The 16,413-nt window shown below is 43.9% G+C and carries 17 protein-coding genes and 1 pseudogene; 14 read left to right on the top strand and 4 right to left on the bottom strand.

What is annotated here, in order from left to right:
• Positions 1-169: 169 nt before the first annotated feature.
• The 5 genes from ACK1LH_RS17625 to ACK1LH_RS17605 all read left to right on the top strand — a co-directional run bounded on the left by ACK1LH_RS17625 (position 170) and on the right by ACK1LH_RS17605 (position 4,951).
• Positions 170-406, top strand: a complete 237-nt coding sequence (locus tag ACK1LH_RS17625; protein WP_029284153.1) for a YuzB family protein — start codon at positions 170-172, stop codon at positions 404-406.
• An 845-nt stretch (positions 407-1,251) separates the two neighbouring features.
• A complete protein-coding gene (locus tag ACK1LH_RS17620) occupies positions 1,252-2,475 on the top strand; it encodes a NupC/NupG family nucleoside CNT transporter (protein ID WP_203288736.1) in 1,224 nt (407 codons plus the stop codon).
• Between the two features lie 135 nt (positions 2,476-2,610).
• On the top strand, positions 2,611-3,471 hold the full coding sequence (gene dapF, locus ACK1LH_RS17615; protein ID WP_411333776.1) for a diaminopimelate epimerase: 861 nt from the start codon (positions 2,611-2,613) through the stop codon (positions 3,469-3,471).
• A gap of 83 nt (positions 3,472-3,554) precedes the next feature.
• Entirely contained in the window at positions 3,555-3,917 is a 363-nt protein-coding gene (locus tag ACK1LH_RS17610) for a HesB/IscA family protein (RefSeq protein ID WP_029284144.1), read from the top strand.
• A gap of 143 nt (positions 3,918-4,060) precedes the next feature.
• On the top strand, positions 4,061-4,951 hold the full coding sequence (locus tag ACK1LH_RS17605) for a hypothetical protein (RefSeq protein ID WP_411333775.1): 891 nt from the start codon (positions 4,061-4,063) through the stop codon (positions 4,949-4,951).
• A gap of 257 nt (positions 4,952-5,208) precedes the next feature.
• Here the strand turns inward: ACK1LH_RS17605 and yumC are convergent, their stop codons facing one another.
• Entirely contained in the window at positions 5,209-6,204 is a 996-nt protein-coding gene (gene yumC / locus ACK1LH_RS17600) for a ferredoxin--NADP reductase 2 (RefSeq protein ID WP_029284138.1), read from the bottom strand.
• Between the two features lie 385 nt (positions 6,205-6,589).
• Here yumC and ACK1LH_RS17595 point away from each other — a divergent pair, with 385 nt between their 5' ends.
• The 5 genes and pseudogenes from ACK1LH_RS17595 to ACK1LH_RS17575 all read left to right on the top strand — a co-directional run bounded on the left by ACK1LH_RS17595 (position 6,590) and on the right by ACK1LH_RS17575 (position 9,894).
• Entirely contained in the window at positions 6,590-7,813 is a 1,224-nt protein-coding gene (locus ACK1LH_RS17595) for an NAD(P)/FAD-dependent oxidoreductase (RefSeq protein WP_411333773.1), read from the top strand.
• A gap of 105 nt (positions 7,814-7,918) precedes the next feature.
• A pseudogene (locus ACK1LH_RS17590) lies at positions 7,919-8,267 on the top strand (NUDIX domain-containing protein); the annotation flags it as partial.
• A gap of 295 nt (positions 8,268-8,562) precedes the next feature.
• Positions 8,563-8,691 (top strand): YuiA family protein, encoded by a 129-nt coding sequence (locus tag ACK1LH_RS17585; protein ID WP_158001666.1) that lies wholly within the window; start codon positions 8,563-8,565, stop codon positions 8,689-8,691.
• 91 nt (positions 8,692-8,782) lie between these two features.
• The gene (locus tag ACK1LH_RS17580; RefSeq protein WP_029566651.1) at positions 8,783-9,073 is read left to right on the top strand and encodes a YuiB family protein; all 291 of its coding nucleotides are present in this window, start codon (positions 8,783-8,785) and stop codon (positions 9,071-9,073) included.
• Positions 9,074-9,219: 146 nt separating this feature from the next.
• Complete coding sequence (locus ACK1LH_RS17575) at positions 9,220-9,894, top strand: 3D domain-containing protein (protein WP_411333771.1); 675 nt, start codon at positions 9,220-9,222, stop codon at positions 9,892-9,894.
• A gap of 667 nt (positions 9,895-10,561) precedes the next feature.
• On the opposite strand, the gene ACK1LH_RS17570 is transcribed toward ACK1LH_RS17575, so the two are convergent.
• Together ACK1LH_RS17570 and ACK1LH_RS17565 are read right to left on the bottom strand one after the other, a co-directional pair.
• Positions 10,562-11,377, bottom strand: a complete 816-nt coding sequence (locus tag ACK1LH_RS17570) for an ABC transporter substrate-binding protein (RefSeq protein WP_411333770.1) — start codon at positions 11,375-11,377, stop codon at positions 10,562-10,564.
• A gap of 12 nt (positions 11,378-11,389) precedes the next feature.
• Positions 11,390-11,869, bottom strand: a complete 480-nt coding sequence (locus tag ACK1LH_RS17565; RefSeq protein ID WP_029284126.1) for a divergent PAP2 family protein — start codon at positions 11,867-11,869, stop codon at positions 11,390-11,392.
• A gap of 158 nt (positions 11,870-12,027) precedes the next feature.
• Here ACK1LH_RS17565 and ACK1LH_RS17560 point away from each other — a divergent pair, with 158 nt between their 5' ends.
• The 3 genes from ACK1LH_RS17560 to ACK1LH_RS17550 all read left to right on the top strand — a co-directional run bounded on the left by ACK1LH_RS17560 (position 12,028) and on the right by ACK1LH_RS17550 (position 15,462).
• Complete coding sequence (locus tag ACK1LH_RS17560) at positions 12,028-12,411, top strand: DUF309 domain-containing protein (protein ID WP_203288722.1); 384 nt, start codon at positions 12,028-12,030, stop codon at positions 12,409-12,411.
• Between the two features lie 30 nt (positions 12,412-12,441).
• Positions 12,442-13,932: a leucyl aminopeptidase gene (locus ACK1LH_RS17555; protein ID WP_029284122.1), complete on the top strand. Its 1,491-nt coding sequence runs from the start codon at positions 12,442-12,444 to the stop codon at positions 13,930-13,932.
• Between the two features lie 201 nt (positions 13,933-14,133).
• Entirely contained in the window at positions 14,134-15,462 is a 1,329-nt protein-coding gene (locus tag ACK1LH_RS17550; RefSeq protein WP_411333768.1) for a Na+/H+ antiporter family protein, read from the top strand.
• Positions 15,463-15,500: 38 nt separating this feature from the next.
• Here ACK1LH_RS17550 and ACK1LH_RS17545 read toward each other — a convergent pair whose 3' ends face one another.
• Positions 15,501-15,659, bottom strand: a complete 159-nt coding sequence (locus ACK1LH_RS17545) for a hypothetical protein (RefSeq protein WP_158001665.1) — start codon at positions 15,657-15,659, stop codon at positions 15,501-15,503.
• Positions 15,660-15,844: 185 nt separating this feature from the next.
• Between ACK1LH_RS17545 and ACK1LH_RS17540 the strand changes: the two genes are divergently transcribed.
• Positions 15,845-16,378 carry a DUF6241 domain-containing protein gene (locus ACK1LH_RS17540; protein WP_029284118.1) on the top strand — a complete coding sequence of 178 codons (534 nt, stop codon included), beginning with the start codon at positions 15,845-15,847 and terminating at the stop codon, positions 16,376-16,378.
• The last annotated feature ends 35 nt before the right edge of the window (positions 16,379-16,413 follow it).

Genomic DNA, 16,413 nt, shown 5'->3' with positions numbered 1-16,413 from the left:
CCACAATATGTTATGAAAAAGTCATCTAATAATCTGCAAAGACCGTCAATAGTAAATCACTTTTGTAAATATGTGTTGTTATTTACTGAAAAGTATATCACAAAACGTTAAATATTGACGATGGGGCATAAAAAGAGGTAGCATTGATTGCAGGTGTGAGGTGATAAGGTTGAAACCAATAATTGAATTTTGCATAAGCAATCTGGCGAACGGCTCCCAGGCGGCTTTAGAACAGCTCGAAAAGGATCCGAATCTGGATATTATTGAATACGGATGTTTGGGGTACTGCGGCAAATGCTATTCGTCACTCTATGCCCTTGTCAACGGAGAGATCGTAGCCGGCGAGACACCAGACGAGCTGGTCAAGAACGTTTATGATTACCTTGAAGAGAATCCTATGTTTTAATAGATGCCTTTTGTTAGGCAGGAACACGTACTCCGGTGCGTGTTTTTTTATGTTTGAAGGCACTTATCGCAGGGTTCGGAACCATCAAACGGAGGAATATCCTTTTTGGTGGCACTTATCTCTGAGTTCGGAACCATCAAACGGAGGAATATCCTTTTTGATGGCACTTATCTCTGAGTTCGGAACCATCAAACGGAGGAATATCCTTTTTGATGGAACTTATTTCTGAGTTCAGAACCATCAAACGGAGGAATATCATTTTTGATGGCACTTATGTTCGGAACCATCAAGCGGAGGAATAACATTTTTGGTGGCACTTATCTCTGAGTTCGGAACCATCAATCGTGGGAATATCATTTTTGGTGGCACTTATCCCTCAGTTCAGAACCATCAAACGGAGGAATTTCCTTTTTGGTGGCACTTATCTCTGAGTTCGGAACCATCAAGCGGAGGAATATCCTTTTTGATGGAACTTATTTCTGAGTTCAGAACCATCAAACGGAGGAATATCATTTTTGATGGCACTTATCTCTGAGTTCGGAACCATCAAATGGAGGAATATCCTTTTTGATGGCACTTATCTCTGAGTTCGGATCCATCAAACGGAGGAATATCATTTTTGGTGGCACTTATCCCTCAGTTCGGAACCATCAAACGGAGTAGTACAATTGATGACTCTTTTTAAAATATCCTTTCTTGCATAATGATATTTGATCAGTAGCACTATAAAATGTAGCAGCTAGTGAATTTGTCGGAAAATATCGTGTTTTGTCAAAAATATATGGACACGGCTGCAATCGGCTGTTATTTTAGACTCATCAAAAACTATTGCCTGAGGTGAAGAAATGACGAATTTTTTATGGGGAATAATGGGGGTTGCCGTCCTGTTTGCGATTGCTTTTCTCCTTTCTGAAGGGAAAAAGAAAATAAAAATCCGCACCATTCTCGGCGGCCTTGCTATTCAGCTTTTATTTGCATTTTTAGTTTTGAAATGGGAGCCCGGAACACGGGCATTTAAAGCGCTGACGGAAGCTGTTCAGAATCTTGTGGGATACGCAAGTGAAGGTATTGGCTTTTTGTTTGGATCTTTAGGAGATCCCTCTCAGCCGACAGGTTTTATTTTTGCCTTTAACGTCCTTACAATTATTATCTTCTTTTCATCGCTTATCTCGGTCCTGTACCATATAGGCGTGATGCAGTGGATCATTCGAATTTTGGGAGGCGGATTGTCGAAGCTTCTCGGAACGAGCAAAGCAGAATCTCTTTCAGCGGCGGCAAACATTTTTGTCGGCCAGACAGAAGCGCCTCTAGTTGTAAAACCATACATAGCCAAAATGACGAGATCAGAGCTGTTTGCGGTTATGACAGGCGGCCTTGCATCTGTTGCAGGTTCTGTATTATTTGGATATGCGGCTCTTGGAGTTCCGCTCGAATACTTGCTTGCCGCGAGTTTTATGGCAGCGCCGGCCGGATTGATCATGGCTAAAATGCTGATTCCTGAAACGGAAAAACCGGTAACAATGGACGATGTGAAAATGGAAAGCGATGAAGATGCAGCAAATGTCATTGATGCAGCAGCCAAGGGGGCATCTACTGGACTTCAGCTTGCATTGAATGTTGGAGCTATGCTTCTTGCGTTTATTGCTTTAATCGCTCTATTAAATGGAATTCTCGGATTTATCGGCGGGCTTTTCGGAGCTTCAAATCTTACGCTTGAATATATCCTCGGATTTGTATTTGCACCGCTTGCATTCGTGATTGGTGTTCCATGGGAGGAAGCTGTAAAAGCGGGAAGTTTTATTGGGCAAAAGCTAGTATTAAACGAGTTTGTTGCCTACAGTAATTTTGCACCTCAGCTTGAAAATCTGTCCGATAAAACCATTGCGATCGTCAGCTTTGCCCTTTGCGGCTTTGCAAACCTGTCATCCATTGCGATTTTGCTCGGCGGGCTTGGGGGCATGGCGCCTAACCGACGTCAGGATATCGCAAGACTCGGATTCAAAGCGATTGCTGCAGGGACTCTTGCAAACCTGCTGAGTGCTGCCATTGCAGGAATGTTTATGTTTTAAGACGGCTGTAACGAATAAAAGCTCCCTGCATGAAGCAGGGAGCTTTTATTATCTATAACAAACGGGGGATATTTCTATTGTGCTCCGGTTTCCAGCATTTTATACTTATAAAAAGAAAAAAAACGGGAGACTCTTATGAACCAATTTACCTTCACCAAAATGCACGCACTTGGAAATAACTATATATATGTAAATATGTTCGAGGAAAAGCTGGAAGAATCGAGTTTAGCCGAGATTGCCGTAAAGGTATCGAATGTTTATACAGGTATAGGATCTGACGGCATGATCCTGATCTGCCCTTCAGATAAAGCAGCCGTAAAGATGAGAATTTTCAACAGTGACGGCTCTGAAGGAAAAAACTGCGGAAACGGACTTCGCTGCGTGGCGAAATACGCGTACGAGAATAAACTGACAGAAGAAAGAGAGTTTTCTATTGAAACCCTCTCAGGCCTTGTTTATGCGAAACTTGAAGGCGAAGGATCAGTTATCAGCAAAGTGACAATCGACATGGGAGAACCTCTGCTTACCCGCAGCGAGATTCCGATGCAGGGCAATCCGGAGGAAAAAGCGGTAAACACACCTCTTGAATTTGGCGGGAAACAGTACATGGGCACTGCCGTTTCAATGGGGAATCCCCATCTTGTGTTCTATGTCGATGACATTGAAACGGCACCTGTTTTGACCCTTGGTCCGGTTGTTGAAAAAGATCCTTTATTCCCAGAAAGTGTGAATGTCGAGTTTGTTGAAGTCGTATCTGAAAACGAGCTTCATTTCAGAGTGTGGGAGCGCGGTTCAGGTGTAACGATGGCCTGCGGAACAGGGGCATGTGCCGCCGTTGTTTCTTCTGTTTTAAATGGCTTCACAAAAAGAGGAGAAGATACGACGGTTCATTTAGCAGGCGGAGATTTGCTTATTAATTGGTCTGAAGAAGGAAATGTTTTTATGACAGGGCCCGCTGAAGTGATCTGCACAGGAGTTTATTACTATAACAGCTGACAGGCTGAATCATTTGAGACTTCCTTTCGGATTCGGTATACTGGTAGCATAGCCTTTGGATAATCGGCAAAGGAGGAATAAAGATGAGTGATTTAGTAACAATTACGGAAGCAGCAGCTTTTCAAATAAAAGACATGATGAAAGAAAACGGTGAGGAGCAGGCTTATCTGCGCGTAGGCGTTAAAGGCGGCGGATGCAGCGGCCTTTCTTACGGAATGGGCTTTGAACAGGAGCCGGGCGAAGATGACACGCAATTTGAGCTTCACGGCATCAAAGTTGTCGTAGACAAGGAGAGCACGGCAATCCTGAAAGGCACGATTATCGATTTTAAAGAGTCGCTGATGGGCGGCGGCTTTACAATCGACAATCCGAATGCCATTGCTTCATGCGGCTGCGGTTCTTCTTTCAGAACTGCAACGAATACTGGTACTCCTGAGGAGTGCTGATAAAAGGACATTTCCCTGTAACGACAGGGGAATGTCTTTTTTTTGCTTGTTTTACATAATAACCCCTGTTTCTTTTCTCTGACACTGGACAAAAACCCGGCATATAGTATGGGTGTGAAAACGATAAGGGGGCAGAGCAAAGTATGTATTATCATCCATATACGCCGTATCACGGCTATTATTCTTACCGTCTGAATTCGACAGACGAATTAAATGAAGGTCTGTATAAATGGGGCAAGTTCACATTTTCAAATGATGCTGAAAAAGAGGCCTTTATATTTTACTTAGACAAAGAGTCAGGAGATGCGTATATCCTGTCTTTTCCTGCTTTAACGACAAGCAGAGTAAACGTTAGCGATATAAAATCGTTTAAAGTGATGGAGAAACCTCCGAAGGCTGAAGGTGAAGGTCAAAATGGAGGCGGTCAGTCAGAAGAGGGGCAGCAGGGCGGCTCTTCAGAAGGCGGACAGAACGGCGGGCAAGAAGGATCTGGCGGTCAAAACGGCGGATCGGAAGGTCAAAACGGCGGTTCTGGTGGCGGTCAAAACGGCGGTTCAGGCGGCCAAGGCGGCCAGAACGGCGGAACAGGAGGCCAAAATGGCGGTTCCGGAGGCGGACAGAGCCCATTTGGCGAGATGCCTGGAATGGGTCAGAACGGTGGCTCACAAGGCGGTCAAGGTGGATCGCCTGGTCAGATGCCTGGAATGGGTCAGGGCGGAGGAGGCCAAGGAGGCCAACAGAGTCCGTTCGGCCAAATGCCTGGAATGGGTCAGGGCGGTGGCATGCAGGGAGGTCAAGGTGGATCGCCTGGTCAGATGCCTGGAATGGGTCAGGGCGGTGGCATGCAGGGAGGTCAGCAGAGTCCGTTCGGCCAAATGCCTGGAATGGGCCAGGGCGGAGGCATGCAGGGAGGCCAGGGAAGTCCGTTTGGCCAGATGCCCGGATCAGATCAGGGCATGATGCAGTTTGACGGCCAGCGTTATCAGCAGCCGCAGCCGTATTTTTATAACCCCTACAGCCAATACTGGCAGTGATTTATATAGAGAAAAATGAAGTGGTTGGTTGTTAAAAAGGAAGAGTTGGCAGTAAATTCAGAAAGAGTTGGCAGTAAAGCGGGAAAAGTTGGTTGTAAAAAGGGCAATCTTGGAAGTGAAAAGAAGGATTAGCAGAAAAACGAACTTTCCAGGCAGCAGAATTGATCGTTTTTTCTGGATGAAATCAAAAAAATTAACGCAAATAAAAAAAGAATGCAGAGACATAAACAATTTCTCTGCATTCTTCATTGTTTCACTTATTTTTCAAACAAGCTTGTGCTGTGAAGCGGCTGCACTCTTGCTTTTGGATCCATATAGGCTTTTGCATTGTTGACGGCAGTTGGAGCTTCTCCAAATCCGCTTGCAATCAGCTTGACTTTTCCTTCGTATGTGCAGATATCTCCTGCAGCATAAATGCCTTCAACATTTGTCTCCATTTTGCTGTTTACGAGGATGGAGTTCTTTTCGATTTCAAGTCCCCAGTTTTTAATTGGTCCAAGAGAGGAAACAAATCCGAAGTTTACGATGACAGCATCAACGTCCAAGACTTCTTTGCGGTCGCCTTTTACTTCTTCTAAAACAACCTGTTCAATCTTGTCTGTTCCTGTCAGTTCAGTTGGAATGAAAGGAGTCAGGATTTGAACTTTCGAGTTGTTTAGATTTTCTACACTGTGCTCGTGGGCGCGGAATTTATCTCGTCTGTGGACAAGGGTCACTTTTTCTGCAATCGGTTCAAGCATCAGTGACCAGTCAACTGCTGAGTCTCCGCCTCCGCATACGAGTACGCGCTGTCCTGCAAACTGATTCAGGTCATCGATGAAATAGTGAAGGTTTGATTTTTCAAACGAAGCCGCTTCTTCAAGCTCGATTTTACGCGGCTGGAAAGCACCGTTTCCGGCAGTGATGATGATGGTTTTAGAATAATGAACTTCTTGATCGGTTGTCAGTTTGAAAACACCGTCTGCCTGTTTTTCAACATCGGCAACTGCCTGTTCAAGACAAATCGTTGGTTCAAATTGAGCCATTTGTTCTTTTAGATTGTTGACAAGTTCCTGAGCGCGGACTTTTGGGAATCCCGCTACATCATATATGTATTTTTCAGGATAAAGGGCAGAAAGCTGTCCTCCAAGCTGCGGTAAGCTCTCAATAATTTTAACTGATGCCTGGCGCATGCCGCCGTAGAATGCAGTGAACAATCCTACCGGTCCGCCCCCGATAATCGTGATGTCGTATACTTTTGTGTCTTCCTTCACAAAGATAACCCCCAATTGTAATTGATAATGATTCTTAATGTTAACATATTGTCACTCGTTCGTCATTTCAGCCGGCAGCCGTCTGCAGTGCGAAAGAGTCATTCACTGTTTGATTATGATTATTATAGAGAATGTTTTTATTTTTGTAAAATTCTTAACGTTTTTAATCCTTTAATTTGGTCTTGAAAAAATCAGTACAGGTGCTATTATGGAATATAGGCATTATTTCTATCATATTTAATTATTTGCTTCTTTCTGAAAAGTTAAGTGAACATTTTCACAAACTTTTTTGCGGAAAACAAAATAAAAAGCTGTAAAGCGGAGGAAGATAAGGAATATAGACATTATTCTATCCTTCACAGCAAAAAAATCAAAAAAGGTGGATGTGATTCGGTTGAGAAAGCCCAAAATAGTAGTACTAGGTGCAGGTTACGGCGGATTAATGGCAGTTACGCGTCTTCAAAAAATGATCGGTGTAAATGAAGCAGATCTTACACTGGTGAACAAAAACGATTATCATTATGAAACAACATGGCTTCACGAGGCATCAGCTGGTACGCTGCATCATGACAAAGCAAGATACCAAGTGAAAGATGTCATCGATAACAGCCGCGTGAAATTTGTGAAAGATACAGTAGTATCGATCAACAAAGATGAGAAGAAAATTGTCCTTTCAAATGGTGAGCTTGAGTATGACTATCTTGTTATTTCTCTTGGTTCACACCCTGAAACATTTGGAATCAAAGGTCTTAAAGAATATGCATTCGGCATCACAAATATTAATGCTGCACGTCAATTGCGCGAGCACATCGAATATCAATTTGCTACTTACAATACAGAAGAAGTAAAACGCGACCAGCGTCTTACGATTGTTGTCGGCGGAGCAGGCTTCACTGGCATCGAGTTCCTTGGCGAGCTTGCAAACCGTGTTCCTGAGCTTTGCCGCGAGTACGATGTTGATCATAAGAAAGTGCGCATCATCTGCGTAGAGGCTGCTCCAACAGCTCTTCCTGGATTTGATCCTGAGCTTGTCGAGTATGCTGTAAACCATCTTGAGCGCAAAGGTGTTGAATTTAAAATCGGCACTGCGATTAAAGAATGTGTTGAAGACGGCATTATCGTTGCAAAAGACGATGTAATGGAAGAAATCAAAGCTGACACAGTTGTTTGGGCAGCAGGCGTACGCGGAAACAGCATCGTAGAAGAAGCTGGATTTGAAAACATGCGCGGCCGCGTAAAAGTTGACTCTTACCTTAGAGCTCCAGGCCATGATGATGTCTATATCATCGGGGACTGCTCTCTTGTGATCAACGAAGAAATCAACCGTCCATACCCTCCGACAGCTCAAATTGCTATGCAGCAAGGTATTACAGCGGCTAAGAACATTTCAGTTGCAGTCCGCGACCAGGGCGAGATGGAAGAATTCAAGCCTGATATCAAAGGTACAGTAGCTTCTCTTGGCGAAGACGATGCAGTAGGCATGGTATTCGGCAAAAAAGTAATGGGTACAAAAGCTTCATTCATGAAGAAAATGATTGATAACCGTGCTCTTCTAATGGTTGGCGGAGCAGGTCTTGTAGTGAAAAAAGGAAAATTTAAGTTTTTCTAAGAAATCGATTAAACTAAAGACAAGAGCTATATGCTTTTGTCTTTTTTTTATGCGCGAAAATTGATTTTTACATAAAGAATTTTCAAAAGGAAGGGGAGTTTTTAAATGTCAACCAAACGGGGAAATGTCTGGATTGCCGTTTCAGGCCTTGTTGAAAATGAGAATGGTGAATGGCTTGTCGTAAAAAAGCGTTATGGAGGTTTAAAGGGCAAATGGTCTTTTCCTGCAGGCTTTGTAAACGAGGGAGAAACAGTGGATGAAGCTGTTTCAAGGGAAATCCTAGAAGAGACAGGGATAGAAACGGCCGTTCTTGGCGTGATTGGGATCAGGTCAGGTGTCATCCATGATAAAATCAGCGACAACATGATTATTTTCAGATTAAAGGCCATCTCTTCTGACATCACCGTCCAGGAAAATGAACTGTTTGAAGCAGCCTTTATGCACCCCGATCTATTAAGGGAGCATATTGATTCGTCTTTGCTCCTTAAATCATTCGCAGATGAAACGTTTGATAAAATGCTGAACAAAGTGGACGGGGCGAATCCCGGAAATCAGTTTGGATACACAGCTTACCGTTTATTTTTATAATTTTCAAAATAATAAGAAAAATTAAGAAAACGAGAGAAAGAAGTTGATGTATTCGCTTACATCGGGAATCTCGTCAGATTTTCTTCCTTTATCCTTTACAAAGAACCTGATATAGTATCTTCAATATCTAAAAAGAGATTTTTACCGGGAGGGAAATATAGATGATCAATGGATCTGTTATCGAAAAGAAAGAGTGTCCTTATTGTTCGGGTAAAGGGTATTTCCAGCTGCTTCTTGGAGGTTCCGAAACGTGTGACTGCTGCAACGGAACAGGGAAGAAATCAGCATAGATTTTAAGATTGACGGGTTATCCCTTGTTCAGTACACTAAAAGAGGTGTACTGGAGGGGATAACTTGTTTTTGCCTGTATTAATTATTTCAATGCTTTTATTTTTTGTTTTGTTTTTTGGAATCGGTTTCTTGCTGAACATGCTTCTCAGAATGTCATGGATCATGGCTATTATTTATCCGATTGTCTGCATCTTTATCGTAGATTCAGTTAAATTTACGGCCTACTTCACAGCTCCCGGTTCATCTATATCTTCGCTTGGACAGCGTTTTGCGTCATTGGCCCTTGCAGATATCCTGATATTAGCCAGCGGTCTTGCAGGAGCCATCGTGTCCGGAATCGTCATTAACATGCTCCGAAAAAGAGGATATCAAATGTTTTAGTCCTGATCTGTGCGATGCGTGCAGGTCTTTTTAGTATGTTTACACTCTGTTATTTAGGAGCTAGAAGAAATTGGATTCCTCTTCATTCTGAATATTTCGCTTCCTGATTGGAAACGATTATGAGAGTGAGAGGAGTGAAACACTAAATGAAAAAAGTGATAAGGCGCCTGCTGATGGCTATTATGCTGCTGCTTGCGCTTGGCACGACGTTCAAGGCTTTTTCAGGTGCAGAAGCGAAAGATATAACGGGCTGGACCGGATTAGCAGAAGGTAGATTAAAGGTTGAAAATCACCCCTATAAAAAATCAGGACTTACATTCAAGTCATTAAAAATCAAAGAAACGGCACTTGCGATTTCAGCCGCCGTTGAAACATCAGAATCGCTTGAAGATCAAATGGCGCACTATCCCAAAAAAGAAGTCACAGCTACCGGATACACCGCAGGCTTCGAATCAACAGGTAAACATCCCGAACATCCGGAATACGGCATCACTTATTCCGGCGTAAAAGTGAAAAGAGATTTATATTCTACAATTGCAGCTGACCTTAACGTCTTTCCGATCGGCACCATTCTTTTTATACCAGACTACGGCTTCGGAGTCGTAGCGGACAAAGGCGGCGCCATCAAGGGAAATGAGCTTGACCTCTACTACGACACGGTAGACGAAGTCTATGAGCACTGGGGCAAAAAGACATTAGACATATACATCGTCCAAAAAGGAAACGGACGGTTAACTGAAAAACAGCTGACGGAGCTTAACGAAAACAGATCCATGCAGGCGTTCCGTCAAAAATACATGAAGCCTAAAACAAAGAGTTAGAGACTGGGAACCATGTTCTCTTATGACCCTTCAGCCATTCTTTTTGTGCCGAAGGGTTAAATCATGTGCCTCTATGACCCTTCACGGAGTTTTTATTATGTTGAAGGGTTAAATCATGTGTCATTATGACCCTTCACGGAGTTTCCTTCATGCTGAAGGGTTAAAACATGTGCCCTTATAACCCTTCACGGAGTTTTCTTCATGCTGAAGGGTTAAAACATGTGCCCTTATAACCCTTCACGGAGTTTTCTTCATGCTGAAGAGTTAAATCATGTGTCATTATGACCCTTCAATGTGTTTCCTTCATGCTAAAGGGTTAAATCATGTGCCTTTATGACCCTTCAAAGAGTTTCCTTCATGCTAAAGGGTTAAATCATGTGCCTTTATGACCCTTCACACAGTTTTCTCATACTGAAGGGTCATATCATATGCCCTTATAACCCCTCAGACAGTTTCCTTCACACTTAAGGGTCGTATCTATTGTGTTTATGACCTTTCAAACCTGTCCTTCTTCGTTTAAAGGTTCTATCTGCCTTACCAACACCCCCAATCCAAACCTGGAGGCACGCCAACAAGACAGCCCCTTTTTCTATACGGACAAGTTTCTATCAATCGGTTGGACAAAGCAATTCACTAAAAACCCCTGGCCGCGGCCAGGGACTTAAAGTTATATGCGCAATTGCAAATCATCCAGTGCTCCCGGTTTTGGGTAAACACCAGGATGCAAAATATCAGCAAGCTTAGCAAGTCCGTGCAGCAGGCGGGGGGAAGGCCGGCAATAAAGCTGTTCTTCGAGCAGATGTATACGATTCTCTTTTACAGCTGTAACGCTCTGTGCGTCCTGTCTTTTTAATACATGCGATATTTTCATCCGGCTTTGTTTCACTCCGACCCAGGCAAGGCAGATATAATCCGGGTCTCTCTCTGTTACATCGCTCCAGTCCGTTTGGACACTCGCTAAATCGACATCTTTAAATAGATTCGTACCCCCTGCAAGTTCACACATTTCTGTGAGCCAGTTGATTCCGCCCGGTGTGAAGATCGGGTTGGGCCACCATTCAAAATAGACGGAGGGGCGGTCTTTTATTTTCTCTGAGATCTCCCTGTATTCATCCAGGAACTGATGATACCTGGAAACAATGTCTTCCGCTCTTTTTTCCGCTCCCGCTGCTCTTCCGACTGCAAGCAAATCATCGCCAATGTCTTTAAAAGACTGCGGATTAAGAACAAGATGGGGGATGTTTCGCTTTTTTAGCTCTTCAATGTTTTTTTCCATGCCCGGCACACTGAGCGAGGCAAGAACAAGGTCTGGCTTATGCTGTTCAACAAGATCCATATTTATGGACAGATCAGGGCCAAGCTTTGGGAGTTCATTTACCCGTTCTGGCCAGTCTGAAAAGTCGTCTATGGCTACAAGGGAATCTGCAAGCCCCAGATAGGCAGCAAGTTCTGTGTTGCTTGGGCAGATTGAAATCAGGCGCACACGATCTCTCCTTTATAAGATAATCAGGTAATGAAGGAACAGAGTCAGAAGAATGCCTGTCAGTCCCCCGAAGAACACCTCGATCGGCTGATGTCCGAGGAGCTCTTTTAATTTTTCCTGCTTTTTTTGTTCTTCTTGTTTTGGCCAGTTTTTGGCTTCGCCTACAAATGTATTAAAGTCGGTGACTAGCTTATTAAGGACGGTTGCCTGTTCACCGGCATGCCTTCGTACTCCAGTTGCATCAAACATCGTAATGATTGCAAATACGGCTGAAATAGCGAAAAGGGAGGAAGCAAGGCCGTTGTCAAGCGCTACCCCTGTTGCAAGGGCCGTTACTGCTGCAGAGTGAGAGCTCGGCATTCCGCCTGTGCTTGTGATAAGCGACCAGTCAATCTTGCGGGTGGCTATGTAGGTGATGGGCACTTTTACAAATTGTGCAAAAAAGATGGCTGCAAGAGAAGCCAGTAAAGGGAAGTTAAGAAATGTCTCCATGAAGTCTTACATCCTTTCGGTTTTCGTGATGGTATGCTGGTATCGCTCTAATTTATAGTTCCATGTATTCGTGCCCTTATCCTTTGTCATTTGTTCAAATAGTATAAAAACTTTTTGTGCTTTGATACAATGGGGACAGAGGGGAGTGTGCCTGCTTCATGACTCTTTATCCGATGGAATATTATCAGTTTTTTATCTCATTTAATGAAGGCGATTATTATACGTGCCATGATCTGCTTGAATGGATCTGGCTGACTGAAAAAGATAACCTTTTTTTAAAAGGGCTTCTTCAGATGACGGTCGCTATTTATCATTACGAATATGGCAATATTAAAGGAGCACGGCTGATGATGCAAGCAGGGCATTCCTACATACAGCCTTACCGTCCTTTTCACTGGGGCGTCGACCTTGAGGAAATAAATGAGTTTATGGAACGTTCGCTTGAGATCATTCCATCTGACGTGCAGTCGGTGCCTTTTGAAGAAGCGGGACGGCTCCCAAAACTGCCTGCTCTTTTTCTTTACCTGAAAGAGCAGGAATGAAAACATACTATATGATGGAGGTGTGCTTGGATGTTTCATATTAAATCACATGCATCCTGGGAAGAAGAAACAATCGTAATCGGTCTTTTCCATAAAAACGGTCCGTTTTCGGGCGTTCTTGGCGAACTTGACCGGAAGCTTGACGGACAGCTTTCAGAGCTCAGCAAAGAAGGAGATCTGTCAGCGAAAAAGAAAGCCATTACCAAAGTACATACACTTGGAAAACTGGCAGTAAAGCGAATCTACTTTGTCGGACTCGGCAAGGAAAAAGAATATGATTTTGATGCATCAAGAGAAGCTTTCGCCAAGGTTTTCAGAACGGTTCAGGAGGCTAAAATCCAGTCTGTCGCTGTATGGCTTGATACGTTTACAAACGAAAACGTCGACGGGAATGAGGCCGCACATGCGCTTGCTGAGGTGCTGCCGCTGTCTACATATAAAGTTCAGGATTATAAACAGCGTTCAAACGAACCCGAGCGGAACATTCATCAGGTCACAGTCATTTCACAGGCAGACGAAGATGAAATACGCTCAAGTCTGACAGTAGGCTCCGCTTTTGGAGAAGGAACAAATGCTGCAAGAACGCTTGTCAACATGCCAGGGAACATCTTAACAGCAACAGAGCTTGCCAAGTATTCAGTAGATCTTGCGGGGAAATACGGATTCCAGTATGAAGTGCTTGAAAAGGAAGACATGGAGAAGCTTGGAATGGGAGCGCTTCTTGCCGTAAACAAAGGCTCTGAGGAACCGCCGAAGATGATTGTCCTGAAATATCAGGGAAAAGAAGAATGGAAAGATGTCATTGGCCTGGTCGGCAAGGGCATTACCTTTGATACCGGAGGCTACTCGATTAAGCCGAAGGACGGTATTGTAGGCATGAAAACAGATATGGGCGGAGCGGCTGCCGTTCTTGGAGCGATGGAAATCATCGGGAAGCTGAAGCCGGAGCAAAATGTACTGGCAGTGATTCCATCAACAGACAACATGATCAGCGGCAATGCGTTTAAGCCGGATGATGTCATCGTATCACTAAGCGGAAAAACAATCGAGGTGCTGAATACAGATGCAGAAGGCAGGCTGGTCCTTGCTGATGGCATCACGTATGCCAAGCACCACGGAGCAGATTATTTAGTGGACGTGGCGACTCTTACAGGAGGAGTGATCATCGCCCTCGGCACTCACACGACTGGAGCCATGACAAACGATGAAGCCCTGTTTGAGCAGGTTCTTGAGGCTTCGCATGAATGCGGCGAACCAATCTGGAGACTGCCGATTACAAAGAAGGACATTGAAAAAGTGCGCGGAAGCAAAATGGCGGACTTGAACAATTCACCAGGACGCGAAGGGCACGCCATTATGGCAGGCACATTCATAGGTGAATTTGCAGAAGGCACACCTTGGGTTCACCTAGATATCGCAGGAACAGCCACATCATCCAAAGGGGATGAATTCGGTCCTGCGGGCGCCACAGGTGTTATGGCGCGTACCCTGGCAGCTTTAGTTGAACGGTTTGAAGCATAAAATTTCAAGTGTCCGGCAGTTATATACTGCCGGCTCTTTTTTTTCCAAAAATCCTTCCACACCTCTAAATCCTTTAGTCTGCTAATATAATAAAATTTTAACATTGACATGAAAAAAGAAAATGTGTTATTTTATCTCTATTGAATTTATTTCTCTAATACATTACCAAACTAAAGCGAAAAGATTTCGGAGGTTTTATAGATGAATGCAGTGATTTTGGCTGTCGTTGTGATGCTGATTTTGAGCCTGCTGCGGGTAAATGTTGTATTTGCCCTTGTGACTGGAGCTCTTGTCGGCGGATTGACAGGCGGTCTTGATTTAAAAGCAACAATTGAAACATTTACTGGCGGTCTTGGCAGCAATGCCACAGTTGCCCTGAGCTACGCTTTGCTCGGTGCGTTTGCTGTCGCTCTTTCAAAAACAGGATTGCCTGATGCAATGGTAGACGCGGCGATTAAGCTGGTCGGCAAAGAAGGAGAAGAGAGAAAGAAATCTCTATCTAAAGTACTTATCCTTTTCGTGATCCTGACTATTTCAATCTTTTCACAAAACGTGGTTCCGGTTCATATCGCGTTTATCCCTGTTTTAATTCCGCCGCTTCTTAAGGTTCTTAATCAGCTTGAAGTAGACCGCCGCTTAATTGCAGTAGTCATTGCTTTTGGACTGATTACACCTTATATGCTGCTTCCAGTGGGATTCGGCGCCATTTTTCATGATATTCTTCAAAAGAATATGGCTTCAGGCGGACTTGAGGTAAGTCTGAAAGATATCCCTCAGGCTATGCTGATTCCATCTGCAGGTATGGTCATTGGTTTAGCCGCTGCTTTTTTCACATACAGAAAAAAACGGATCTATCAAACGAAAAATGTTGCCGGGCAGCAAACGGCCTTTTATACGAAGAAAAGCGTTGGATTTGCAGTGCTTGCAATTGCCGTTTCGTTATCCGTCCAATTGATCCTGTCTCAAAAACTTGAGGTAGAGGGAATGATCTTCGGTGCGCTTGCCGGAATCATCGTCCTTTATGCGACAGGCTCGATGAAGTGGAATGAAGCGGATGAACTGCTGACAACGGGCATGAGAATGATGGCATTTATCGGATTTGTCATGCTTTCTGCTGGAGGATTTGCAGCTGTTATGCAGGAAACGGGGCATATTGAAACTCTTGTAAAAACGTCAGCTGATCTCATTAACGGAAACCAGGCACTTGCTGCATTGCTGATGCTTCTCGTCGGTTTGCTTGTAACTATGGGGATCGGATCTTCGTTCTCAACTGTTCCGATTATCGCTACCATTTTTGTCCCGCTATGTCTCGAACTTGGTTTCAGCCCGATGGCGACAATCGCCTTAGTTGGAACCGCCGGTGCATTAGGGGATGCAGGTTCTCCTGCATCTGACAGTACCCTTGGACCAACATCAGGTTTGAATGCTGACGGTGAGCATAACCATATTTGGGATACGGTCGTACCTACTTTCCTTCACTATAATATCCCGCTGATTATTTTCGGCTGGATTGCCGCAATGGTTTTATGAACATGAAAAAGCCTCCTGCTCTTGCAGGAGGCTTTTGGCTATTTTACAGGTAAGTTGTTTATCCGCTGAACAAGCTCTTCGTCATCCATTTCAAGAATGACTTCTTCGAGCTCAGGCTTTTCGGCAGCCAGTTTGTTTTCATATGTTTCGCGCTCAAGCTCGCTTAAAAAGTAGCGCTTCATTTGAATTACGGTCATGACGTTCACCTCTTTCATGAGATTTCATATTTAGGATTTTCCAAAACAGGAATCTTTTATACATGAAATCTATGATACTGTAAGATTTTATCGAATTTTGTCTAGTTGTGCAAGGATTGAATCTGAAGCAGGAGATAGAAGAAGAGAAATCGAACTAGACAAGAAAAAATGAGAGGGGTGCTGTCATGAAGTGGACGAAGCAGAAGCGGATTTTTGCGGGCGTTCTTTTCATTGTTCTTGTGTGCGGAGGAGCGGCGGCTTATGTTTTTACCGATTTGAATCCAACACCTGTGCAGAGTGCTGAACAGGTGGACAGCAAGATCGATAAACATGCAGACAAGCTTGCAAAAGTGGACTTGAGCAGCAATCCGTTTCCGGTCGGCAGCGAAACGGTAACAGAAGATCAAATTCAGAAGTACCTGCACGGAATGTCCCACCAGAAGGTTGAGGCAAAAGATAAATGGATCCATTTTGAAATAACCGAAGAAAGGATTCTCTATTTAATGAAGCAGATTGAAAGCAACAGATCTGCGTTCGGACATGCCGATCTGTATCTTGACATTTTAAGCAGATGGCTGGAAGGAGATTACTCAAAAGCGGACCGGGACCATAATGCAGTGTGGAATCTTCAGGGAGGGACAATCGGAAAAGCGACCGGTGTGCTGTCGGAGGCTGAAGAGGCTCAGTATTTGGAGGAGAATAAGGAAGATAAGAAATGAAAAGGCGCGGACACTAGAATACGAAAGAAAAAGAA

Origin of the sequence: Metabacillus indicus (assembly GCF_046603695.1) — a bacterium.
In the GTDB taxonomy this organism is placed as follows: Bacteria; Bacillota; Bacilli; order Bacillales; family Bacillaceae; genus Bacillus_P; species Bacillus_P indicus.
Note: the sequence above shows the minus strand (reverse complement) of the source record. Positions and strands in the feature narration are given on the sequence as shown.

Coding starts and splice junctions, on each gene's coding strand:
- ACK1LH_RS17620 (WP_203288736.1), top strand. CDS start 1,252: ATGACGAATTTTTTATGGGGAATAATGGGGGTTGCCGTCCTGTTTGCG.
- dapF (WP_411333776.1), top strand. CDS start 2,611: ATGAACCAATTTACCTTCACCAAAATGCACGCACTTGGAAATAACTAT.
- ACK1LH_RS17610 (WP_029284144.1), top strand. CDS start 3,555: ATGAGTGATTTAGTAACAATTACGGAAGCAGCAGCTTTTCAAATAAAA.
- ACK1LH_RS17605 (WP_411333775.1), top strand. CDS start 4,061: ATGTATTATCATCCATATACGCCGTATCACGGCTATTATTCTTACCGT.
- ACK1LH_RS17585 (WP_158001666.1), top strand. CDS start 8,563: ATGATCAATGGATCTGTTATCGAAAAGAAAGAGTGTCCTTATTGTTCG.
- ACK1LH_RS17580 (WP_029566651.1), top strand. CDS start 8,783: ATGCTTTTATTTTTTGTTTTGTTTTTTGGAATCGGTTTCTTGCTGAAC.
- ACK1LH_RS17575 (WP_411333771.1), top strand. CDS start 9,220: ATGAAAAAAGTGATAAGGCGCCTGCTGATGGCTATTATGCTGCTGCTT.
- ACK1LH_RS17565 (WP_029284126.1), bottom strand. CDS start 11,869: ATGGAGACATTTCTTAACTTCCCTTTACTGGCTTCTCTTGCAGCCATC.
- ACK1LH_RS17560 (WP_203288722.1), top strand. CDS start 12,028: ATGACTCTTTATCCGATGGAATATTATCAGTTTTTTATCTCATTTAAT.
- ACK1LH_RS17555 (WP_029284122.1), top strand. CDS start 12,442: ATGTTTCATATTAAATCACATGCATCCTGGGAAGAAGAAACAATCGTA.
- ACK1LH_RS17550 (WP_411333768.1), top strand. CDS start 14,134: ATGAATGCAGTGATTTTGGCTGTCGTTGTGATGCTGATTTTGAGCCTG.
- ACK1LH_RS17545 (WP_158001665.1), bottom strand. CDS start 15,659: ATGACCGTAATTCAAATGAAGCGCTACTTTTTAAGCGAGCTTGAGCGC.
- ACK1LH_RS17540 (WP_029284118.1), top strand. CDS start 15,845: ATGAAGTGGACGAAGCAGAAGCGGATTTTTGCGGGCGTTCTTTTCATT.